At 73.1% G+C, this 15,097-nt stretch carries 15 protein-coding genes; 13 read left to right on the forward strand and 2 right to left on the reverse strand.

Features of this window, described 5'->3' with window-relative positions; translation table 11 throughout:
- Positions 1-40 precede the first annotated feature (40 nt).
- From Plo01_RS04500 to Plo01_RS04525, 6 genes are all read left to right on the forward strand, one after another.
- The gene (locus Plo01_RS04500) at positions 41-313 is read left to right on the forward strand and encodes a ribbon-helix-helix protein, CopG family (protein ID WP_203889195.1); all 273 of its coding nucleotides are present in this window, start codon (positions 41-43) and stop codon (positions 311-313) included.
- Complete coding sequence (locus Plo01_RS04505; RefSeq protein ID WP_203889196.1) at positions 310-717, forward strand: PIN domain-containing protein; 408 nt, start codon at positions 310-312, stop codon at positions 715-717. Before Plo01_RS04500 ends, Plo01_RS04505 begins: the two co-directional genes overlap by 4 nt.
- Positions 718-813: 96 nt before the next feature.
- The gene (locus Plo01_RS04510) at positions 814-1,776 is read left to right on the forward strand and encodes a permease-like cell division protein FtsX (RefSeq protein WP_203889197.1); all 963 of its coding nucleotides are present in this window, start codon (positions 814-816) and stop codon (positions 1,774-1,776) included.
- Between the two features lie 154 nt (positions 1,777-1,930).
- On the forward strand, positions 1,931-2,890 hold the full coding sequence (locus Plo01_RS04515) for a permease-like cell division protein FtsX (protein ID WP_203889198.1): 960 nt from the start codon (positions 1,931-1,933) through the stop codon (positions 2,888-2,890).
- A 164-nt stretch (positions 2,891-3,054) separates the two neighbouring features.
- Entirely contained in the window at positions 3,055-3,984 is a 930-nt protein-coding gene (locus Plo01_RS04520) for a glycosyltransferase family 2 protein (protein ID WP_203889199.1), read from the forward strand.
- Between the two features lie 2 nt (positions 3,985-3,986).
- Positions 3,987-5,072, forward strand: coding sequence for a glycosyltransferase family 4 protein (locus tag Plo01_RS04525; RefSeq protein WP_203889200.1), 1,086 nt, complete (start codon positions 3,987-3,989; stop codon positions 5,070-5,072).
- Here the strand turns inward: Plo01_RS04525 and Plo01_RS04530 are convergent.
- Positions 5,015-5,971, reverse strand: a complete 957-nt coding sequence (locus Plo01_RS04530) for a lysylphosphatidylglycerol synthase transmembrane domain-containing protein (protein ID WP_203889201.1) — start codon at positions 5,969-5,971, stop codon at positions 5,015-5,017. The two genes, Plo01_RS04525 and Plo01_RS04530, sit on opposite strands and share 58 nt — an antisense overlap.
- A 67-nt stretch (positions 5,972-6,038) precedes the next feature.
- Between Plo01_RS04530 and Plo01_RS04535 the strand changes: the two genes are divergently transcribed.
- From Plo01_RS04535 to Plo01_RS04560, 6 genes are all read left to right on the forward strand, one after another.
- Positions 6,039-6,878, forward strand: coding sequence for a class I SAM-dependent methyltransferase (locus tag Plo01_RS04535; RefSeq protein WP_203889202.1), 840 nt, complete (start codon positions 6,039-6,041; stop codon positions 6,876-6,878).
- Positions 6,875-7,936: a lysylphosphatidylglycerol synthase domain-containing protein gene (locus Plo01_RS04540; protein ID WP_239315876.1), complete on the forward strand. Its 1,062-nt coding sequence runs from the start codon at positions 6,875-6,877 to the stop codon at positions 7,934-7,936. The genes Plo01_RS04535 and Plo01_RS04540 overlap by 4 nt, the downstream gene beginning before the upstream one ends.
- Before the next feature lie 90 nt (positions 7,937-8,026).
- Positions 8,027-9,148, forward strand: a complete 1,122-nt coding sequence (locus Plo01_RS04545) for a glycosyltransferase family 4 protein (protein ID WP_239315877.1) — start codon at positions 8,027-8,029, stop codon at positions 9,146-9,148.
- Positions 9,149-9,165: 17 nt separating this feature from the next.
- The gene (gene manB / locus Plo01_RS04550) at positions 9,166-10,260 is read left to right on the forward strand and encodes a mannose-1-phosphate guanylyltransferase (RefSeq protein ID WP_239315878.1); all 1,095 of its coding nucleotides are present in this window, start codon (positions 9,166-9,168) and stop codon (positions 10,258-10,260) included.
- Positions 10,261-10,339: 79 nt separating this feature from the next.
- On the forward strand, positions 10,340-11,272 hold the full coding sequence (locus Plo01_RS04555; protein WP_239315891.1) for a DNA-3-methyladenine glycosylase family protein: 933 nt from the start codon (positions 10,340-10,342) through the stop codon (positions 11,270-11,272).
- A 125-nt stretch (positions 11,273-11,397) separates the two neighbouring features.
- Positions 11,398-12,003 carry a cysteine hydrolase family protein gene (locus tag Plo01_RS04560; protein ID WP_203889203.1) on the forward strand — a complete coding sequence of 202 codons (606 nt, stop codon included), beginning with the start codon at positions 11,398-11,400 and terminating at the stop codon, positions 12,001-12,003.
- A 100-nt stretch (positions 12,004-12,103) separates the two neighbouring features.
- On the opposite strand, the gene Plo01_RS04565 is transcribed toward Plo01_RS04560, so the two are convergent.
- Positions 12,104-12,301 (reverse strand): hypothetical protein, encoded by a 198-nt coding sequence (locus Plo01_RS04565; RefSeq protein ID WP_203889204.1) that lies wholly within the window; start codon positions 12,299-12,301, stop codon positions 12,104-12,106.
- 169 nt (positions 12,302-12,470) lie between these two features.
- On the opposite strand from Plo01_RS04565, the gene Plo01_RS04570 reads away from it, so the two are divergent.
- Positions 12,471-15,068, forward strand: a complete 2,598-nt coding sequence (locus Plo01_RS04570) for a bifunctional FO biosynthesis protein CofGH (protein ID WP_203889205.1) — start codon at positions 12,471-12,473, stop codon at positions 15,066-15,068.
- Positions 15,069-15,097 lie beyond the last annotated feature (29 nt).

Raw genomic sequence — 15,097 nt, forward strand, 5'->3', positions numbered from 1 at the left:
CTTCCTTCGGCGGTTCCTACCGGGGTAGTACCATAGGAATATGGCCGTAAGAAAAATCTCGGTGTCCCTTCCGGAAGAAGTGGCGGAAGCCGTCAGCGTGGCCGCTGAACGTGCGGGCCTCAGCGTGTCCGCCTGGGTGACCAGGGCAGCGGCCCATTCGGCGAGAGTCGAGGCGGGCTTGGCCGCGGTCACCGAATGGGAAAGGGAACACGGGGCCATCACGGCGGCCGACCTGTCCCGTGCGGCGGCGGTGCTCGCCGACGCCGATGCCCAGATGTTCGGGGGCGTGGATGAGGAGCGTATCGCCGGATGAGAGCGGTAGCCCCCCGTTCCGCGCTCGTATACGACGCGGGAGCCCTCATCGCGGCAGAGGCCGACAAAGCCGCCCTCTGGCATCTTCACCGGCAGGCGCTGGACGAGAAGCGCCGCATCATCGTTCCCGTTCCCGTGCTCGCTCAGGTCTGGCGGGGCTCTGCACGCCAGGCATCGCTGGCACGCCTGCTGTTCGGTTGCGAGATCGTGGAGATGGCGGAGGTCGTGGGGCGCGAAGCAGGCGTGCTGTGCGGGAAGGCACGCACCTCGGACGTGGTGGACGCCACCGTGGCCGTCATGGCGATCCGGACCACTGCGAGCATCCTCACCTCGGATCCGGGAGACATCGCCGTACTCCTCGACGCCGCCCGCCCGGCCGTCCGGCCCGCGCTGATCCCCGTATGACGGACTCACGGCCGGGAAACCGACGGGAGCCGAGGGGCGTCGGTCGAGAAGACGGTGGGATAGCCGTTCTCTGAGGGGGTTTGGCATAGTCGATCCATGGCCTTCCGCGATCACCAGGAATCCTCCTCCGGGTACGAGGAGCTCTCCTTCGGCGGTGGCGACCCGGACCGGGAGCCCGGGGTCCGGGAGCGGCTCCGGACATGGCTGGAAGACCGGCGGCGGAGGCACGCCCGGCTGCTGACCGCCTGCGCCGTGGTGCTGGCGCTGCTCGGGGCGGCCGGGGCCGGGGGACGGTATCTCTACGAGCGTTCCCGCGAGCCGCTGCCCCCGCCCGACGCCCCGCTCTCCGCGCAGATGCGTATCGTGGCCCACCTCTGCGGCCAGCGGGTGGAGGCGTGGACCTGTCCTGACATGGGCGAGGTGACGGATGCCGAGGGCCGGGCGATCGCCGAGCACATGCGGGCGATGCCCGAGTTGGAGGACGTCGCCTTCGTGAGCAAGGAGGAGGACGGCCGCAGGGCGCTGGCCTACTACACCGCCATCGGTGAACCGGAGCGGGCGGACGAGCTGTTCTTCCACGCCAGCGTCGAGGCCGTGCTCCGCCGCGGCGGGGACTTCGAGAAGGTCGCGGCCCGGCTGCGCGAGAGCCCCGGGGTCGTGGCGGTGCTCCGGGAGCTCCCGGACGTCTGGGCGGGCAAAGCCGACCTCGCCGTCGCCCTGTGCGTGGAGGGGGAGCGGCTGGCGCGGGGATGCCGGGAGGGCCGGACGGCCGGAACCGGGATCCCGGCGACCGAGAGGGAGAAGAAGGCGGTTCTCGACCGGCTGTGGGACCTGCCCGGCGTCGAGACGGTCTACTTGCAGGGCAGGGAGGACGTCCTGCGGCTCAAGCGGCAGTACGAGCCGCAGGACCCGGCCGAGCACGTGCCTCTCGGGGCGGAGCGCACACGCGAGACCTTCTACGTGAAACTCTCCGACCCCGCCGGTCTCGCCGCGATCGCCGGGGCGGTCAAGCACCTGCCCGGCGTCGGAGGCGTGTTCCCCATCGGGCTCTCGGGATGACACCCACTCCGCCGGGGTGAACGCTCCCCGGCCGGGGACTCCCGTCTTCCCGACCGGGATCGCGGGTCCCGGGCCGGAGCGGGCGGACGCCGGGGTGGTGGAGGGGCTGCCGGGTGTGGGTGACGTCGAGTAGACGATTTGGGATAGTCGCCTCATGCCGTTTCCTGAGCACGCGGGGCCGTCTTCCGGGGATGAGGAGCTCTCCTTCGGCGGCGGGCCCGATCGGGAGCCGTGGCTGCGGAACCGGGTGGAGGGGTGGCTGCGGGCGCACTCCCGGCTGGCGGCGGTCTGCGTCGTCGCGGCGGTGGTGCTCGGGGCGGCCGGGATCGGCGGCCGGTACCTCCACGAGCGGTCCCGCGAACCGCTGCCCCCGCCGGCGTCGGCGTTCCCGGAGCAGGTGCGGTTCATGGTCATTCTGTGCGGCGGTTACGGGCCGGGGGAGGGTCGTGGCCGCTGTCCCGGGCGGAGGAAGGCCGGGGAGGCCGAGTACACGGCGGTGGCGGAGCGCATGCGGGCGATGCCCGAGCTGGCCGAGGCCTTCTACGTGAGCGGGGAGGGGCACGGGAAGCCGACGGTCCGCCGCGCCGTCATGGGTGAGGAGGCGGCGGAGGGCGTTCCCTTCACCCCCCATCTGCGGGGCACGTTGCGCCGGGACGCCGACTTCGCCGCGGTGGCCGCGCGGGTGGACGCGTTCCCGGAGGTCGAGGCGGTGGTCCGGGAGTTTCCGGATGTCTGGTCGGGCAAGGCGGATCTTGCGGTCCGGCTGTGCGCGACGGCCGACCGGCTGGAGGAGGAGTGCGCGCGGAACCGGCCCGGCGGAACCGCGGGCGCCGCCACCGACGCGGAGAAGGAGGCGGTTCTCGACCGGCTGTGGGATCTGCCCGGCGTCGAGACGGTCTACCTGCAGGATCGCGACCACCTCGCCCGGATGCTGCGGCGCCACGGGCCGCAGGGCGCGGACGGGGAGACGGCTCCCCCGCCGGAGCAGCTGTACGAGACCTTCTACGTGAAACTCTCCCGCCGCGCCGAGCCCGCGGAGGCGGACAGGACGGCCGAGGCGCTGGAGTCCCTGCCCGGCGTCGGGGAGGTGCTCCCCGTCATGCCCGCGGGATAGGGCCGGACGGGGCCGCCGGGCGGAAAAGGATCGGCGCCGGGAGGAAGAGGGATCGGCGCCGCCGCGTCCGGCGGCCGTCCTCGGGTGATCGAAAGCCTCGTGCGGATGGCCGAACCGGGTGATGTGGGTACGGCTTCCGGCTGGGCAGAGTATCCTCGCCCGTCGTGAGCACGCCCGAGACCCCCGAGAGTGGATCAGCTGTGGACGCAACGCCGTACGTCACGATCGTCCTGCCCTGTTACAACGAGCAGGACCACGTCATCGACGAGGTCGAGCGCATCTGCCGGGCCATGGACGACAGCGGCTACACCTACGAGCTCGTGGCCGTGGACGACTGCTCCACCGACGAGACCCTCGCCCGCCTGAAGGAGGCCGCGCCGCGGTTCCCGAACATGCGGATCAGGGCGTTCCACCGCAACGGCGGCTCGGGCACCGTGCGCAGGATCGGCACGCAGGAGGCGCGCGGCGAGATCGTCGTGTGGACCGACGCGGACATGACCTATCCGAACGAGCGCATCCCCGAGCTGGTGCAGATCCTGGAGAAGGACGCCACGATCGACCAGGTCGTGGGCGCGCGGACCACCGAGGAGGGCTCGCACAAGTTCCTGCGGGTCCCGGCCAAGTGGTTCATCCGCAAGGTCGCCGAGCGGCTGGCCGGGCAGAAGATCCCCGATCTCAACTCCGGGCTGCGCGCCTTCCGCAAGTCGGTCGCCCGGCCGTACCTGCGGCTGCTGCCCCCCGGGTTCTCCTGCGTCACGACGATCACGCTGTCGTTCCTGTCGAACCAGCACGACGTCTACTACCTGCCGATCGAGTACAGCAAGCGGGCGGGCACGTCGAAGTTCAGCTTCGTCTCCGACGCCTACCGCTACATCCTGCAGGTGTTGCGGATGGTGATGTACTTCAACCCGCTCAAGGTGCTCATGCCGCCGGCGATCTGGCTGGTCGGCATCGGCATCGCCAAGGGGATCTACGACAACGTCAAGACCCCGTTCTACCTGGCCAACAACACCATCATCATCTTCGTGACCGGGCTGCTGATCGGGTCGCTGGCGCTGCTGGCCGACCTCATCGTGCGCTCCAGGAGCGAGTAGCCGTGCGGATCGCGATCGTCGGGCCGACCTTCCCCTACAAGGGCGGCGGGGCCGCGCACACCACGGAGCTGGCCCACCGCCTCGCGGCCGCCGGGCACGACGTCGTCATCGAGTCGTGGAAGGCGCAGTATCCGTCGTTCCTCTACCCGGGGCGGCAGACCGTGGACAGCCCGGACGGCGAGCCGTACCCGCGGTCCTTCCGCCGGCTCGACTGGCGCCGCCCCGACGGCTGGGTCGAGTGCGGGCGCCGGCTGCGCACCGCCGACCTGGTGATCCTCGCCGTGCTCAGCCCGGTGCAGGTACCGCCCTATCTCGGCATCCTGTACGGCCTGCGCCGTCACGCCCCGGTGGTGGCGCTGTGCCACAACGTGCTCCCGCACGAGCGCAAGCCGTACGACGCGCCGCTGATGAAGGCGCTGCTGCGCCGAGTGGACGGGGTGCTCGCCCACTCCGAGGCGCAGGCGGCGCTGGCCCGGGAGCTGGCGCCCGCGCCGGTGACCGTGGCCCAGATGGCCCCGCACCTGCCGGCCAGGGCCGTGACGCGCCCCGAGCCGATCGGGGCGCGGGGGCGGCTGCTGTTCTTCGGGCTGGTCCGTCCGTACAAGGGGCTCGACCTGCTGATCCGCGCGCTGCCGGAGGGCGTCTCGCTCCGGGTCGCGGGGGAGTTCTGGGGCGGCCTGGAGGAGACCGAGGCGCTCGTCGCCGGGCTGGGCCTGGGCGACCGGGTGGAGCTGCGGCCCGGATACGTCGCGGCCGAGGACGTGCCCGCGCTGTTCGAGGACGTGGACGCGCTCGTGCTGCCCTACCGGAGCGGCACGGCCAGCCAGCAGGTCTGGCTCGGCCACGAGCAGGGCGTGCCGGTGATCGCCACCCGGGTCGGGACGCTGGGCGAGCACGTCACCGACGGGGTGGACGGGCTGCTGGCAGAGCCGGGGTCGGTGGAGGCGCTGCGCGAGGCGCTGACGCGCTTCTACCGGCCGGGCGAGCCCGAGCGGCTGCGCGCCGGGGTCAAGGCCGTGGACCCCGAGCCCTACTGGGCGGCGTACGTCGAGGCGCTGGTCTCGGCGGGGTCGGGCGCCGGGCGCTGAGCCCCGCGGCCCAGCAGGAACCCGATCCCCGCCCAGGCCACGTCGGCGAAGGTGAAGGCCAGCCGGGAGATCACCGCGGCGACGATGGCGTTGCCCTCGCCGATCGTCGGCGCGAGGACCAGCACCATCGCGCCCTCGCGCACGCCCACCCCGGCCGGGATGAACGCGAACAGCAGCCCGGTGGCCCAGGCGAAGGCGTAGGCCCCGGCGCCCAGCAGGTAGAACGAGAAGTCGCCGGTCAGGTCGCCGATGACCAGCCACAGGTGCAGGCCGTACACCAGCCAGCCGGCGATCGTCCACGCCGTGACCTCCAGCAGGGCGCGGCCGGAGAGCACCTCGTCGAAGGGCTCCCGGCGGGCGAGCCGCAGCGCCTGGTTCAGCCCCCAGGTGAGGATCCTCGGGTGCAGGCAGACGAGGATCACCGGGATGATCAGCGCGAGGTACCACGTCCGCTCGGCCACCTCCCGGGCGGTGAACGGGAGCGTGGCGGCGGCGAGGCCGACCGCGCAGCCGAGCGAGATCACCAGGCCGATCGAGGTGCCGCCGAAGGTGCGCCGGGGCGGGCAGCCGTGGTCGCGGCCCAGCTCCATCATCGCGGCGTAGGCCCAGACCGACCCCGGGACGTACTTGCCGAGCTGGCCCACGAACAGCACGCGGGCGGCCGTGCGGAGCGGGAACGCGGAGCCGAGCCCGGCCAGGACCCGCTGCCAGGCGACCATCATGATCCAGATGCCGATCATCACCACGGCGATGGATCCGGCCACCGACCACCACGACAGCTTGGCGAGGGAGGAGACGGTGTCGTCCCAGTTGCGGGCCAGGCCGTACCCGACGAAGGCGAGGGCGACCAGTGCCAGCAGGACGCGGAGCAGACGGCTCGATCGCAGGCGGCTGAGCATTCGCCAAGGGTACGACGTTGCGGTTACCCGGTGGTAGGGTTTCGCCGCGCCGGTACCCTAGGGCCCCGTGAGCACGAAACGAGTGGCGCAGCTTGAGTACTCCGAGTTCCAGGCGGCGATGCTGGACGAGGAGAAGCGCCGCAGGAAGGCCGCGAAGATCGTGGCGGTGCTCGGCCACTTCCTCGGCCGGGACGAGGACGTCCTCGCGGGCCTGACCGTCGCCGACATCGGCTGCTCGGCCGGGTTCATCGCCGACGAGCTGGCGAACGCGGGCGCGGCCCGGACCTTCGGCGTGGACATCGACGTGCCCGGCCTGCGCAAGGCGGCCGCGCGCTTCGGCGAGCGGGTGGAGTTCGTGTGCGCCGACGGCACCGCGCTGCCCTTCCCCGACGGCTCGATCGACGTGCTGGTCTTCAACCACATCTACGAGCACGTGGTCGACCCCGACGCGATCATGGCCGAGATGCGCCGGGTGCTCGCCGACGACGGCGTGCTCTACCTGGGGCTGGGCAACCGGCTCGGGGTCATGGAGCCCCACTACAAGCTCCCCTTCCTGTCCTACCTGCCGCCCGCCCTGGCCGACCGCTACGTCCGCCTGTCCGGCCGGGCCGACAGCTACTACGAGCGCTACCGGACCCGGCGCGGCCTGCGGAAGATGGCCCGGGGCTTCCGGGTCTGGGACTACACCTTCCCGGTGCTGGCCACCCCGGCGGCCTTCGCGGGCTCGGAGCTGTTCCCGGGCGTGATCGGGCGCGTGGCCGGGGGCGTGCTGTCCCGGCTGCCCCGCGCCGTGCTGCGCGCGCTGCTGCCGGTGGTGCCGACCTACCTGTGGGTGGCCACCAAGGGCGCCCGCCGCCCGGCCGGGCCCGTCCTGCCCCAGCCTCCCGACCCCGTCCAGACCCGGTGAATCCCGTCCCCCCGGATCCCGAGCCTCCCGCGTCCGCGGAGTCCGCGCCCGCGGGCCCCGCGCGCCCGTCCCGGGCCAGGCGGCTGCTCCGGATCGTGTTCCTGCTGGCGGCCCTGGGGTTCGGGACGTGGGCGGTGGCGGGCCAGTGGGACGCCGTGCGCGCCGGGTTCGCCCGGCTGTCCTGGCTCTCCCTCGTGCTCTCGCTGCTCGCCGTGGTCGCGGCCCTGGGCGGCGGCATGCTGACCTGGCGGGCGCTGCTGGCCGACCTCGGCTCGCCGCTCCCGCTCCGCCCGGCGGCCAGGGTCTTCTTCGTCGGCCAGCTCGGCAAATACATCCCCGGCTCGCTCTGGCCGGTCATCGCCCAGATGGAGATGGGACGCGAACTGGGGATCCCCCGATCGCGCAGCGCGGCGGCGTTCTTCCTGACGATGCCGGTCCAGCTCGGCAGCGGGCTGCTGGTCTCGGGGGTGACGCTGCTGGCGGCCCGGCCGGGGGCGGCGGCGCCGTACGCCTGGATGTTCCTGCTCATCCCGGTCCTCGCGGTGGCGTTCGAGCCCCGGGTGATCAACGCGGTGATCGGGTTCGGGCTGCGGAAGCTCGGGCGCGAGCCGCTGGAGCGCCCGCTGACCCGGCGCGGCATGCTCACCGCGCTGGGCTGGGCGCTGCTCGGCTGGACCGCGTACGGCCTGCACCTGGCCGCGATCGTCCGCGAACTGGACCCCGCGGGCGTCTCGGGCGTCTCGGCCGTCGCGTTCTCCGTCGGGGCGTTCGCGCTGTCGTGGTGCCTGGGGATCATGACGTTCGTGGTGCCCGCCGGGGCGGGAGTGCGCGAAGTGGCCATGGTGGCCGTGCTGGCGCCCGTCCTGGACTCCGGATCCGCGATCGCGGCGGCGCTCTGCTCCCGGGTGACGATCGTCCTCGGAGACCTGGCGTGCGCGGCCGCGGCGGGTCTGGCGGCCCGCCGCCCGGCCGGCCTCGGGCGCGAGCCGGACGGCGACCCGGACGGCGACCCGGACGGCGCTGCGGGACGCGGTCCCACCGATCGAGAAGGCGTGTGATTCGGCCCACGTTCCGGACCGTTCTGGCAATAGGGTGAAGCGGAGAGGGGACCGCCGGTCCCGCGTGGTCCTTGAGGGGAGCGATCCTTCGTGACGCCTCGTGTGCTCGTTGACGCGGCCGCGGTGCCGGCCGATCGCGGCGCGCTGATCAGGTATGTCGACGGACTCGTCGCCGCGCTCGGGCGGGCGGGCGCGGATGTGGCGGTGGTCTGCCAGCGTGCCGACGCCGAGCGGTACAGCCGGCTGGCGCCCTCGGCCCGCATCCTGTCCGGACCGCCCGCGATCACCAACCGGGCCACCCGGCTGGCCTGGGAGCAGACCGGGCTCCCGGTCGTCGCCGAGCAGACCGGGGCCCAGGTGATCCACGCCCCCTACTACTCGATCCCCCTCGACACCCGCCTGCCGGTCGTGGTGACCGTGCACGACGTCACCTGGTTCACCGAGCCCTCGCAGCACAGCGTGGACAAGGCCTCCTTCTTCAGGAACGCCACCCGCACCGCCGTCCGGCGCGCCAGCCGGGTGATCGTCCCGTCCAAGGCGACCAGGGACGAGCTGGTCCGGGTGCTCGGCACCGACCCCACCAGGATCGACGTGGCCTACCACGGGGCGGATCCGAAGCTGTTCCACCGGCCGTCCGAGCAGGAGGTCAAGCACGTCGCCGACCGGCTCGGCCTGCACGGCACGCCGTACGTCGCCTTCCTCGGGGCGCTGGAGCCCCGCAAGAACGTGCCGAACCTGATCCGCGGCTTCGCCAAGGCCGTCGCGGGCGTCTCCGAGCCGCCCGCGCTGGTGCTGGCCGGAGGGGTGCACGACACCGAGGTGGACGCCGCGGTCGCCGAGGTGTCGTCGTCCGTCCGCGTGATCCGCCCCGGCTACATCCCCTTCGGCGACCTGTCCGGCTTCCTCGGCGGAGCCCTCGTGGTGGCCTACCCCTCCCGGGGCGAGGGCTTCGGGCTGCCGGTCCTGGAGGCCATGGCCTGCGGCGCCCCGGTGCTCACCACGCACTGCGCCTCCCTGCCGGAGGTGGGCGGGGACGCGGTCGCCTACACCGAGCCCGACGTGGAGGGAATCGCCACCGGGCTGCGGGCGCTGCTGGAGTCGCCGGAACGCCGTGAGGCGCTCTCCTCCGCCGGGATGACCCGGGCGAGAGAGTTCACCTGGGAGAGCTCGGCCGCGGCACATATGCTGGCTTACCAACGAGCCGTCGAATAGTGGGTTAATCTCACCGGGTGACAGAGACCTCTGTGCGGGAACTGGAGGCGGTTCTCCTTGTCGGCGGGCAGGGGACACGCCTGCGCCCGCTGACGATCGGCACGCCCAAACCGCTGCTTCCCACGGCAGGGGTGCCCTTCCTCGCTCACCAGCTGGCGCGCGCCCGCTCGTTCGGCGTCCGCCGCGTCGTCTTCGCCACCTCCTACCGCGCGGAGATGTTCTCCGACGCGTTCGGGGACGGCTCGGCGTTCGGACTCTCCCTCGTGTACATGACCGAGGAGACCCCGCTCGGCACCGGAGGCGCGATCCGCAACGCGGCCGAGGCGCTGACCTGCGGGCCGGACGCGCCCGTGCTGGTGCTCAACGGCGACATCCTGTCCGGGCACGACATCGGCGACCAGGTCGCCCGGCACGTCGCCCGGGAGGCCGCCCTCACCCTGCACCTGACCGAGGTGGACGACCCCTCGCGTTTCGGCTGCGTGCCGACCGACGACGAGGGCTGGGTGACCGCCTTCCTGGAGAAGACCCCGAACCCGGTCACCAACCGGATCAACGCGGGCTGCTACGTCTTCACCCGCTCGGTGATCGACACGATCCCGGAGGGCGAGGTCGTCTCGGTCGAGCGGGAGACCTTCCCCGGGCTGATCGAGGCCGGGGCCCGGGTGCTCGGCTACCCCGACGCCTCCTACTGGCTCGACGTGGGCACCCCGGCCGCGTTCGTCCAGGGCTCCCGCGACCTGGTCCTCGGTCGCCTGTCCTCGCCCGCCCTGCCCGGCCCGACGGGTGACCTCCTCGCCCTGCCCGGAGCCGTGATCTCGTCCGAGGCCAAGGTGGCCGGCGGATCGACGGTGGGGTCCCGCGCGGTGGTGGAGGCGGGGGCCAAGGTCACCGGGAGCGTCCTGGGCGACGACTGCGTGGTCGAGTCCGGGGCGACCGTGGCCGACTCGGTCGTCGGGGCCGGCGCGCGCGTGGCCTCGGGCGCGGTCCTGCGGGACGCGGTGATCGGGGACGGCGCGGTGGTCGGTCCCGGCAACGAGCTCCTCGAGGGCGCTCGCGTCTGGCCGGGCGTCGCGCTGCCCGGATGCGCGATCCGCTTCTCCAGCGACGTCTGAGCCACCGGTGAACCCGCCGTACGGCCCGCCGTCCGGAGGACCGGCCGGCATCGCGGCCCCCGAGCCGCGCGCTCCCGGCGTGCCGGCCGAGACCCGCGCCGCCTCGGCCCCGCCGGCCGCGGAGCGGCGCTGGCGGCCGGAGGGGTCCCTGGACGTCCTGCTGACCCTGCGCCCGCACCGGCGCGGGGGCGGGGATCCCACCTGGCGCCGGACGCCCGACGGGGCGATCTGGCGGACCTGCCGGACCCCCGACGGGCCGGGCACGCTCCGGGTCGGCGCGCGGGGCGGGGAGATCCTGGCCTCGGCCTGGGGGCGGGGCGCGCCGTGGCTGCTGGAGACGCTGCCGTCGCTGCTCGGCGCGGACGACGACGTCGCGGGGTTCACGCCGGGGCACGGGGTGGTGCGGGACGCGGCCCGCCGTCATCCGGGGCTGCGGATCGGGCGGACCTCGCGGGTGCTGGAGGCCCTGGTCCCCGCCGTGCTGGAGCAGAAGGTCGTGCTCGAGGAGGCCCGGCGGGCGTGGCGGTGGCTGGTGTCCCGGTACGGCGAGCCCGCGCCGGGCCCCGCCCCCGAGGGCATGCGGGTCTTCCCCGCCCCCGAGGTGTGGCGGTCGATCCCGGCGTGGGACTGGCACCGGGCCGGGGCGGAGGCCGTACGGGCTAAGACGGTCATGAATGCCGCGTGGCACGCGGAGAAGCTGGAGGCGGCCGCCGGCAGCGCGGAGCTGGACCGGCTGCTGCGGGCCCTGCCCGGAATCGGGGTCTGGACGTCGGCGGAGGTGCGTCAGCGCTCACACGGAGACCCCGACGCGGTCTCGGTGGGCGACTACCACCTGCCGTCGCTGGTCGGCTGGTCGCTGACCGGGCGGCGCACCGACGACGCGGGGATGTTGCGGCTGCTGGCCCCCTACCGCGGGCACCGCCACCGGGTCGGCCGCCTGCTGGCGCTGGGCGGCGAACGGCCGCCCGCCCGCGGGCCGCGGGCGCGGATACGGGACTACCGCTCGTTCTGAGTCCGTCCCGGGGAGGCCGCGGCGCGTCCGGTCACGCCCGATGCGATCCGTGGCGCCGCCGCGTCATCCGGACGGGGCATCACGTCCGCCGCGGTGGGGGCGCCGGGTCCCCGTAGGATCTGGGCATGGTTCTCGACCCGCGGCACACCGCCGTCCTGGCCCTGCACTGGCAGGTCAACGTCATCAAGCCGGAGGGGTTCTTCGGCGGGATGCTGGCCGGGCCGGTGGCCCGCAGCGGCGTCGTGGAACGGGCCGCGCGCTTCCACGACGCGGTGGCCGCGCTGGGCGTGCCGGTCGTGTTCACCCGCTTCACCGTGCCGGAGGGCGAGGGCGGCCTGGTGCGCAACACCCGGTTCATGCAGGCCGTCGGAGACGCCCAGGAGGCCTTCCGGCCGGACGCTCCGGGCGCGCAGGTGATCCCCGAGATGCTGAAGCAGGCGGAGGCCGGGCACGTCGTGGACAACCAGCGGCTGTCCGGGCTGGCGGGCGACGAGCTGCCCGGCTGGCTGGCCGGGCGCGGGATCCGCACCCTGCTGGTCACCGGAGTCGCCACCAACCTCACGGTCGAGCAGACCGCCAGGCACGGCACCGACCTGGGGTTCCACGTGCACCCGATCGCGGACTGCGTCGCGGCCGCGGCCGAGGAGGTCCACGCCGCGTCACTGGCGAATCTGGAACTGGCCACGGCGGGCTGCCTGACCGCCGACCGGGCGCTGGCCGGACTCGGCTGACGGGAGCGCCTTCTCCGAGTCCGGTCCCGTGAGGACGCCCGGCAGGCGACCTGCTTCGCCGGGCGCGTCCGCTTCGCCGACACGGCGGCCGGGCGCCGGGTCAGCCGGCGACCGGTCGCGGGTGGTGGGCGGCCACCTTCGTGCGGGCGGAGGCCGCGGGCGCGGGGCTGCCGCTCGTTCTGAGGCCGTGGAACGGGTCGGGCTCGCTGGGTTGCCAGTCACGACCGTCGCGCGTGTCGGCTCCGATCAGCGGGACGAGGACGGCGAGGGCGACGAGGGCGAGGACGAACCAGATCATTTCTATCTCCTGGGAGGGGTTCCGGTTGGATGTCTCTAATCTATGCAGGCGCAAGCATTTACGTCTATCGAGACTTTCTTCAGTGTTCCCTTTAGTAGATCTGAACTATGCGATCGACCGCCCGCCCCCGGGTGCCGGACCGGTGAGCGAAGCCCCGTAATGTGCGCACATGAGCGCACACCCCACCGAAGCCGCGATGCGCCGCGCCCTGGCCAGGGCCCGCGACGGCAAAGCCCTCGACCAGGCCGAAGCCACCGTCCTGCTGCACGCCAGGGACGCGGACCTCGACGCCCTGGTCGGCTATGCGGGGCGGGTCAGGGACGCGGGTCTGGAGGCCGCCGGGCGTCCGGGGGTCATCACCTACAGCCGCAAGGTGTTCATCCCGCTGACCCGGCTCTGCCGCGACCGCTGCGGCTACTGCACCTTCGCCACCGCCCCGCACAAGCTCGACAGCCCGTTCCTCAGCCCCGACGAGGTCCTGGAGATCGCCCGGCAGGGCGCCGCGATGGGGTGCAAGGAGGCGCTGTTCACGCTGGGCGACCGGCCGGAGGACCGCTGGCACCAGGCCCGCGAGTGGCTGGACGCGCACGGCTACGACGACACGCTCTCCTACGTGCGGGCGATGGCGATCCGGGTGCTGGAGGAGACCGGACTGCTGCCGCACCTCAACCCGGGGGTCATGACCTGGCGCGACCTGCAGCGCCTCAAGCCGGTCGCGCCCTCGATGGGCATGATGCTGGAGACGACCTCACGGCGCCTGTTCGAGGAGAAGGGGCAGCCGCACTACGGCTCCCCGGACAAGGACCCCGCCGTACGGCTGCGCGTGCTGGAGGACGCGGGGCGCTCCAACGTGCCCTTCACCAGCGGCATTCTGATCGGCATCGGCGAGACGGTCGGGGAACGGGCCGATTCGCTGTTCGCGCTGCGGAAGGTCTCCCGGGAGTACGGCGGGCTCCAGGAGGTCATCGTCCAGAACTTCCGCGCCAAGCCCGACACCGCGATGCGCGGCATGCCGGACGCGGACCTGCAGGAGCTGGCCGCCACGATCGCGGTGGCCCGCCTGGTGCTGGGGCCGAAGGCGCGGGTGCAGGCGCCGCCGAACCTGGTGGGGGCCGAGTACGACCTGATGATCCGGGCCGGGATCGACGACTGGGGCGGGGTGTCCCCGCTCACCCCCGACCACGTCAACCCCGAGCGCCCCTGGCCGCAGATCGACGACCTCGCCGCCCGCACCGCCGCCTCCGGGTTCGCGCTGCGGGAACGGCTGACGGTCTACCCCGAGTACGTGCTCGCCGGAGAGCCGTGGCTCGACCCCCGGGTGAGCGCCCACGTCGCGGCCCTCGCCGACCCGGAGACCGGGCTCGCCCGCGAGGACGCCGAGCTCGTCGGCCGCCCCTGGCAGGAGCCCGACGGCGGCTTCACCTCCGTGGGCCGCACCGATCTGCACACGGCGGTCGACGCCGAGGGGCGCACCGCCGACCGCCGCGACGACTTCGACCACGTCTACGGCGACTGGGACGCCCTGAGGGACCGTCTCCCGGGCGCCGGGGAGACGGTCGCGCTGCGGCTGGGGGAGGTCGGCCAGGCGCTGCGGCGGGCGGAGAGCGATCCCGCCGGGCTGACCGAGGCGCAGGCGCTGACCCTGCTCGGGCTGGCCGGGGACCACGACGGCGCCGGAGCCGACGACGCGGCCCTGGACGAGCTGTGCCGGATCGCCGACGGCCTGCGCGCGCAGGCCGTGGGGGACGACGTCACCTACGTCGTCAACCGGAACATCAACTTCACCAACGTCTGCTACACCGGCTGCCGGTTCTGCGCCTTCGCGCAGCGCCGTACCGACGCCGACGCCTACACTCTCTCGCTGGAGGAGGTGGCGGACCGGGCGCAGGAGGGCTGGGAGGCCGGGGCGACCGAGGTGTGCATGCAGGGCGGCATCCACCCGGACCTGCCCGGCACCGCCTACTTCGACATCGCCAGGGCGGTCAAGGCGCGGATCCCGGAGATGCACGTCCACGCGTTCTCCCCGATGGAGGTCGTCAACGGCGCGAGCCGGACGAACCTGTCCATCGAGGACTGGCTGATCGCCGCCAGGGAGGCCGGGGTCGACTCGTTGCCCGGGACCGCGGCGGAGATCCTCGACGACGACGTGCGCTGGGTGCTGACCAAGGGCAAGCTGCCCGCCGCGGAGTGGGTGGAGATCATCTCGACCGCCCACCGGCTGGGCATCCCGACGACCTCCACGATGATGTACGGCCACGTGGACACCCACGCCCACTGGGTCCGGCACATCCGCCTCATCCGCCGCATCCAGGAGGAGACCGGCGGGTTCACCGAGTTCGTGCTGCTGCCGTTCGTGCACCACAGCGCGCCCATCTACCTGGCCGGGATCGCCCGTCCGGGCCCGACCGCGCGGGAGAACCGGGCCGTGCACGCGCTGGCCCGCATCCTGCTGCACGGCGCGATCGCCAACATCCAGTGCTCCTGGGTGAAGCTCCGCGACGACCTGTGCCGTCAGGTGCTCCAGGGCGGGGTCAACGACCTGGGCGGCACGCTGATGGAGGAGACGATCAGCCGGATGGCCGGGTCGGAGAACGGTTCGTTCAAGACGATCACCGAGATCGCGGAGATGGTCGCCCCGACCGGCCGGCCGCTCCGGCAGCGGACCACCTCCTACGGGGCGCCGAGTGCGGAACGGCTGGCCGCGGCGGCGGTGAGCGACGGAGTTTGTCAAAGCGTGCGTAACTTTGTCCCGCTAGACCGTCTATAACATGTTCTATACATACTTGCGCTCTGCAA

The organism is Planobispora longispora (assembly GCF_016863135.1).
GTDB lineage: Bacteria > Actinomycetota > Actinomycetes > Streptosporangiales > Streptosporangiaceae > Planobispora > Planobispora longispora.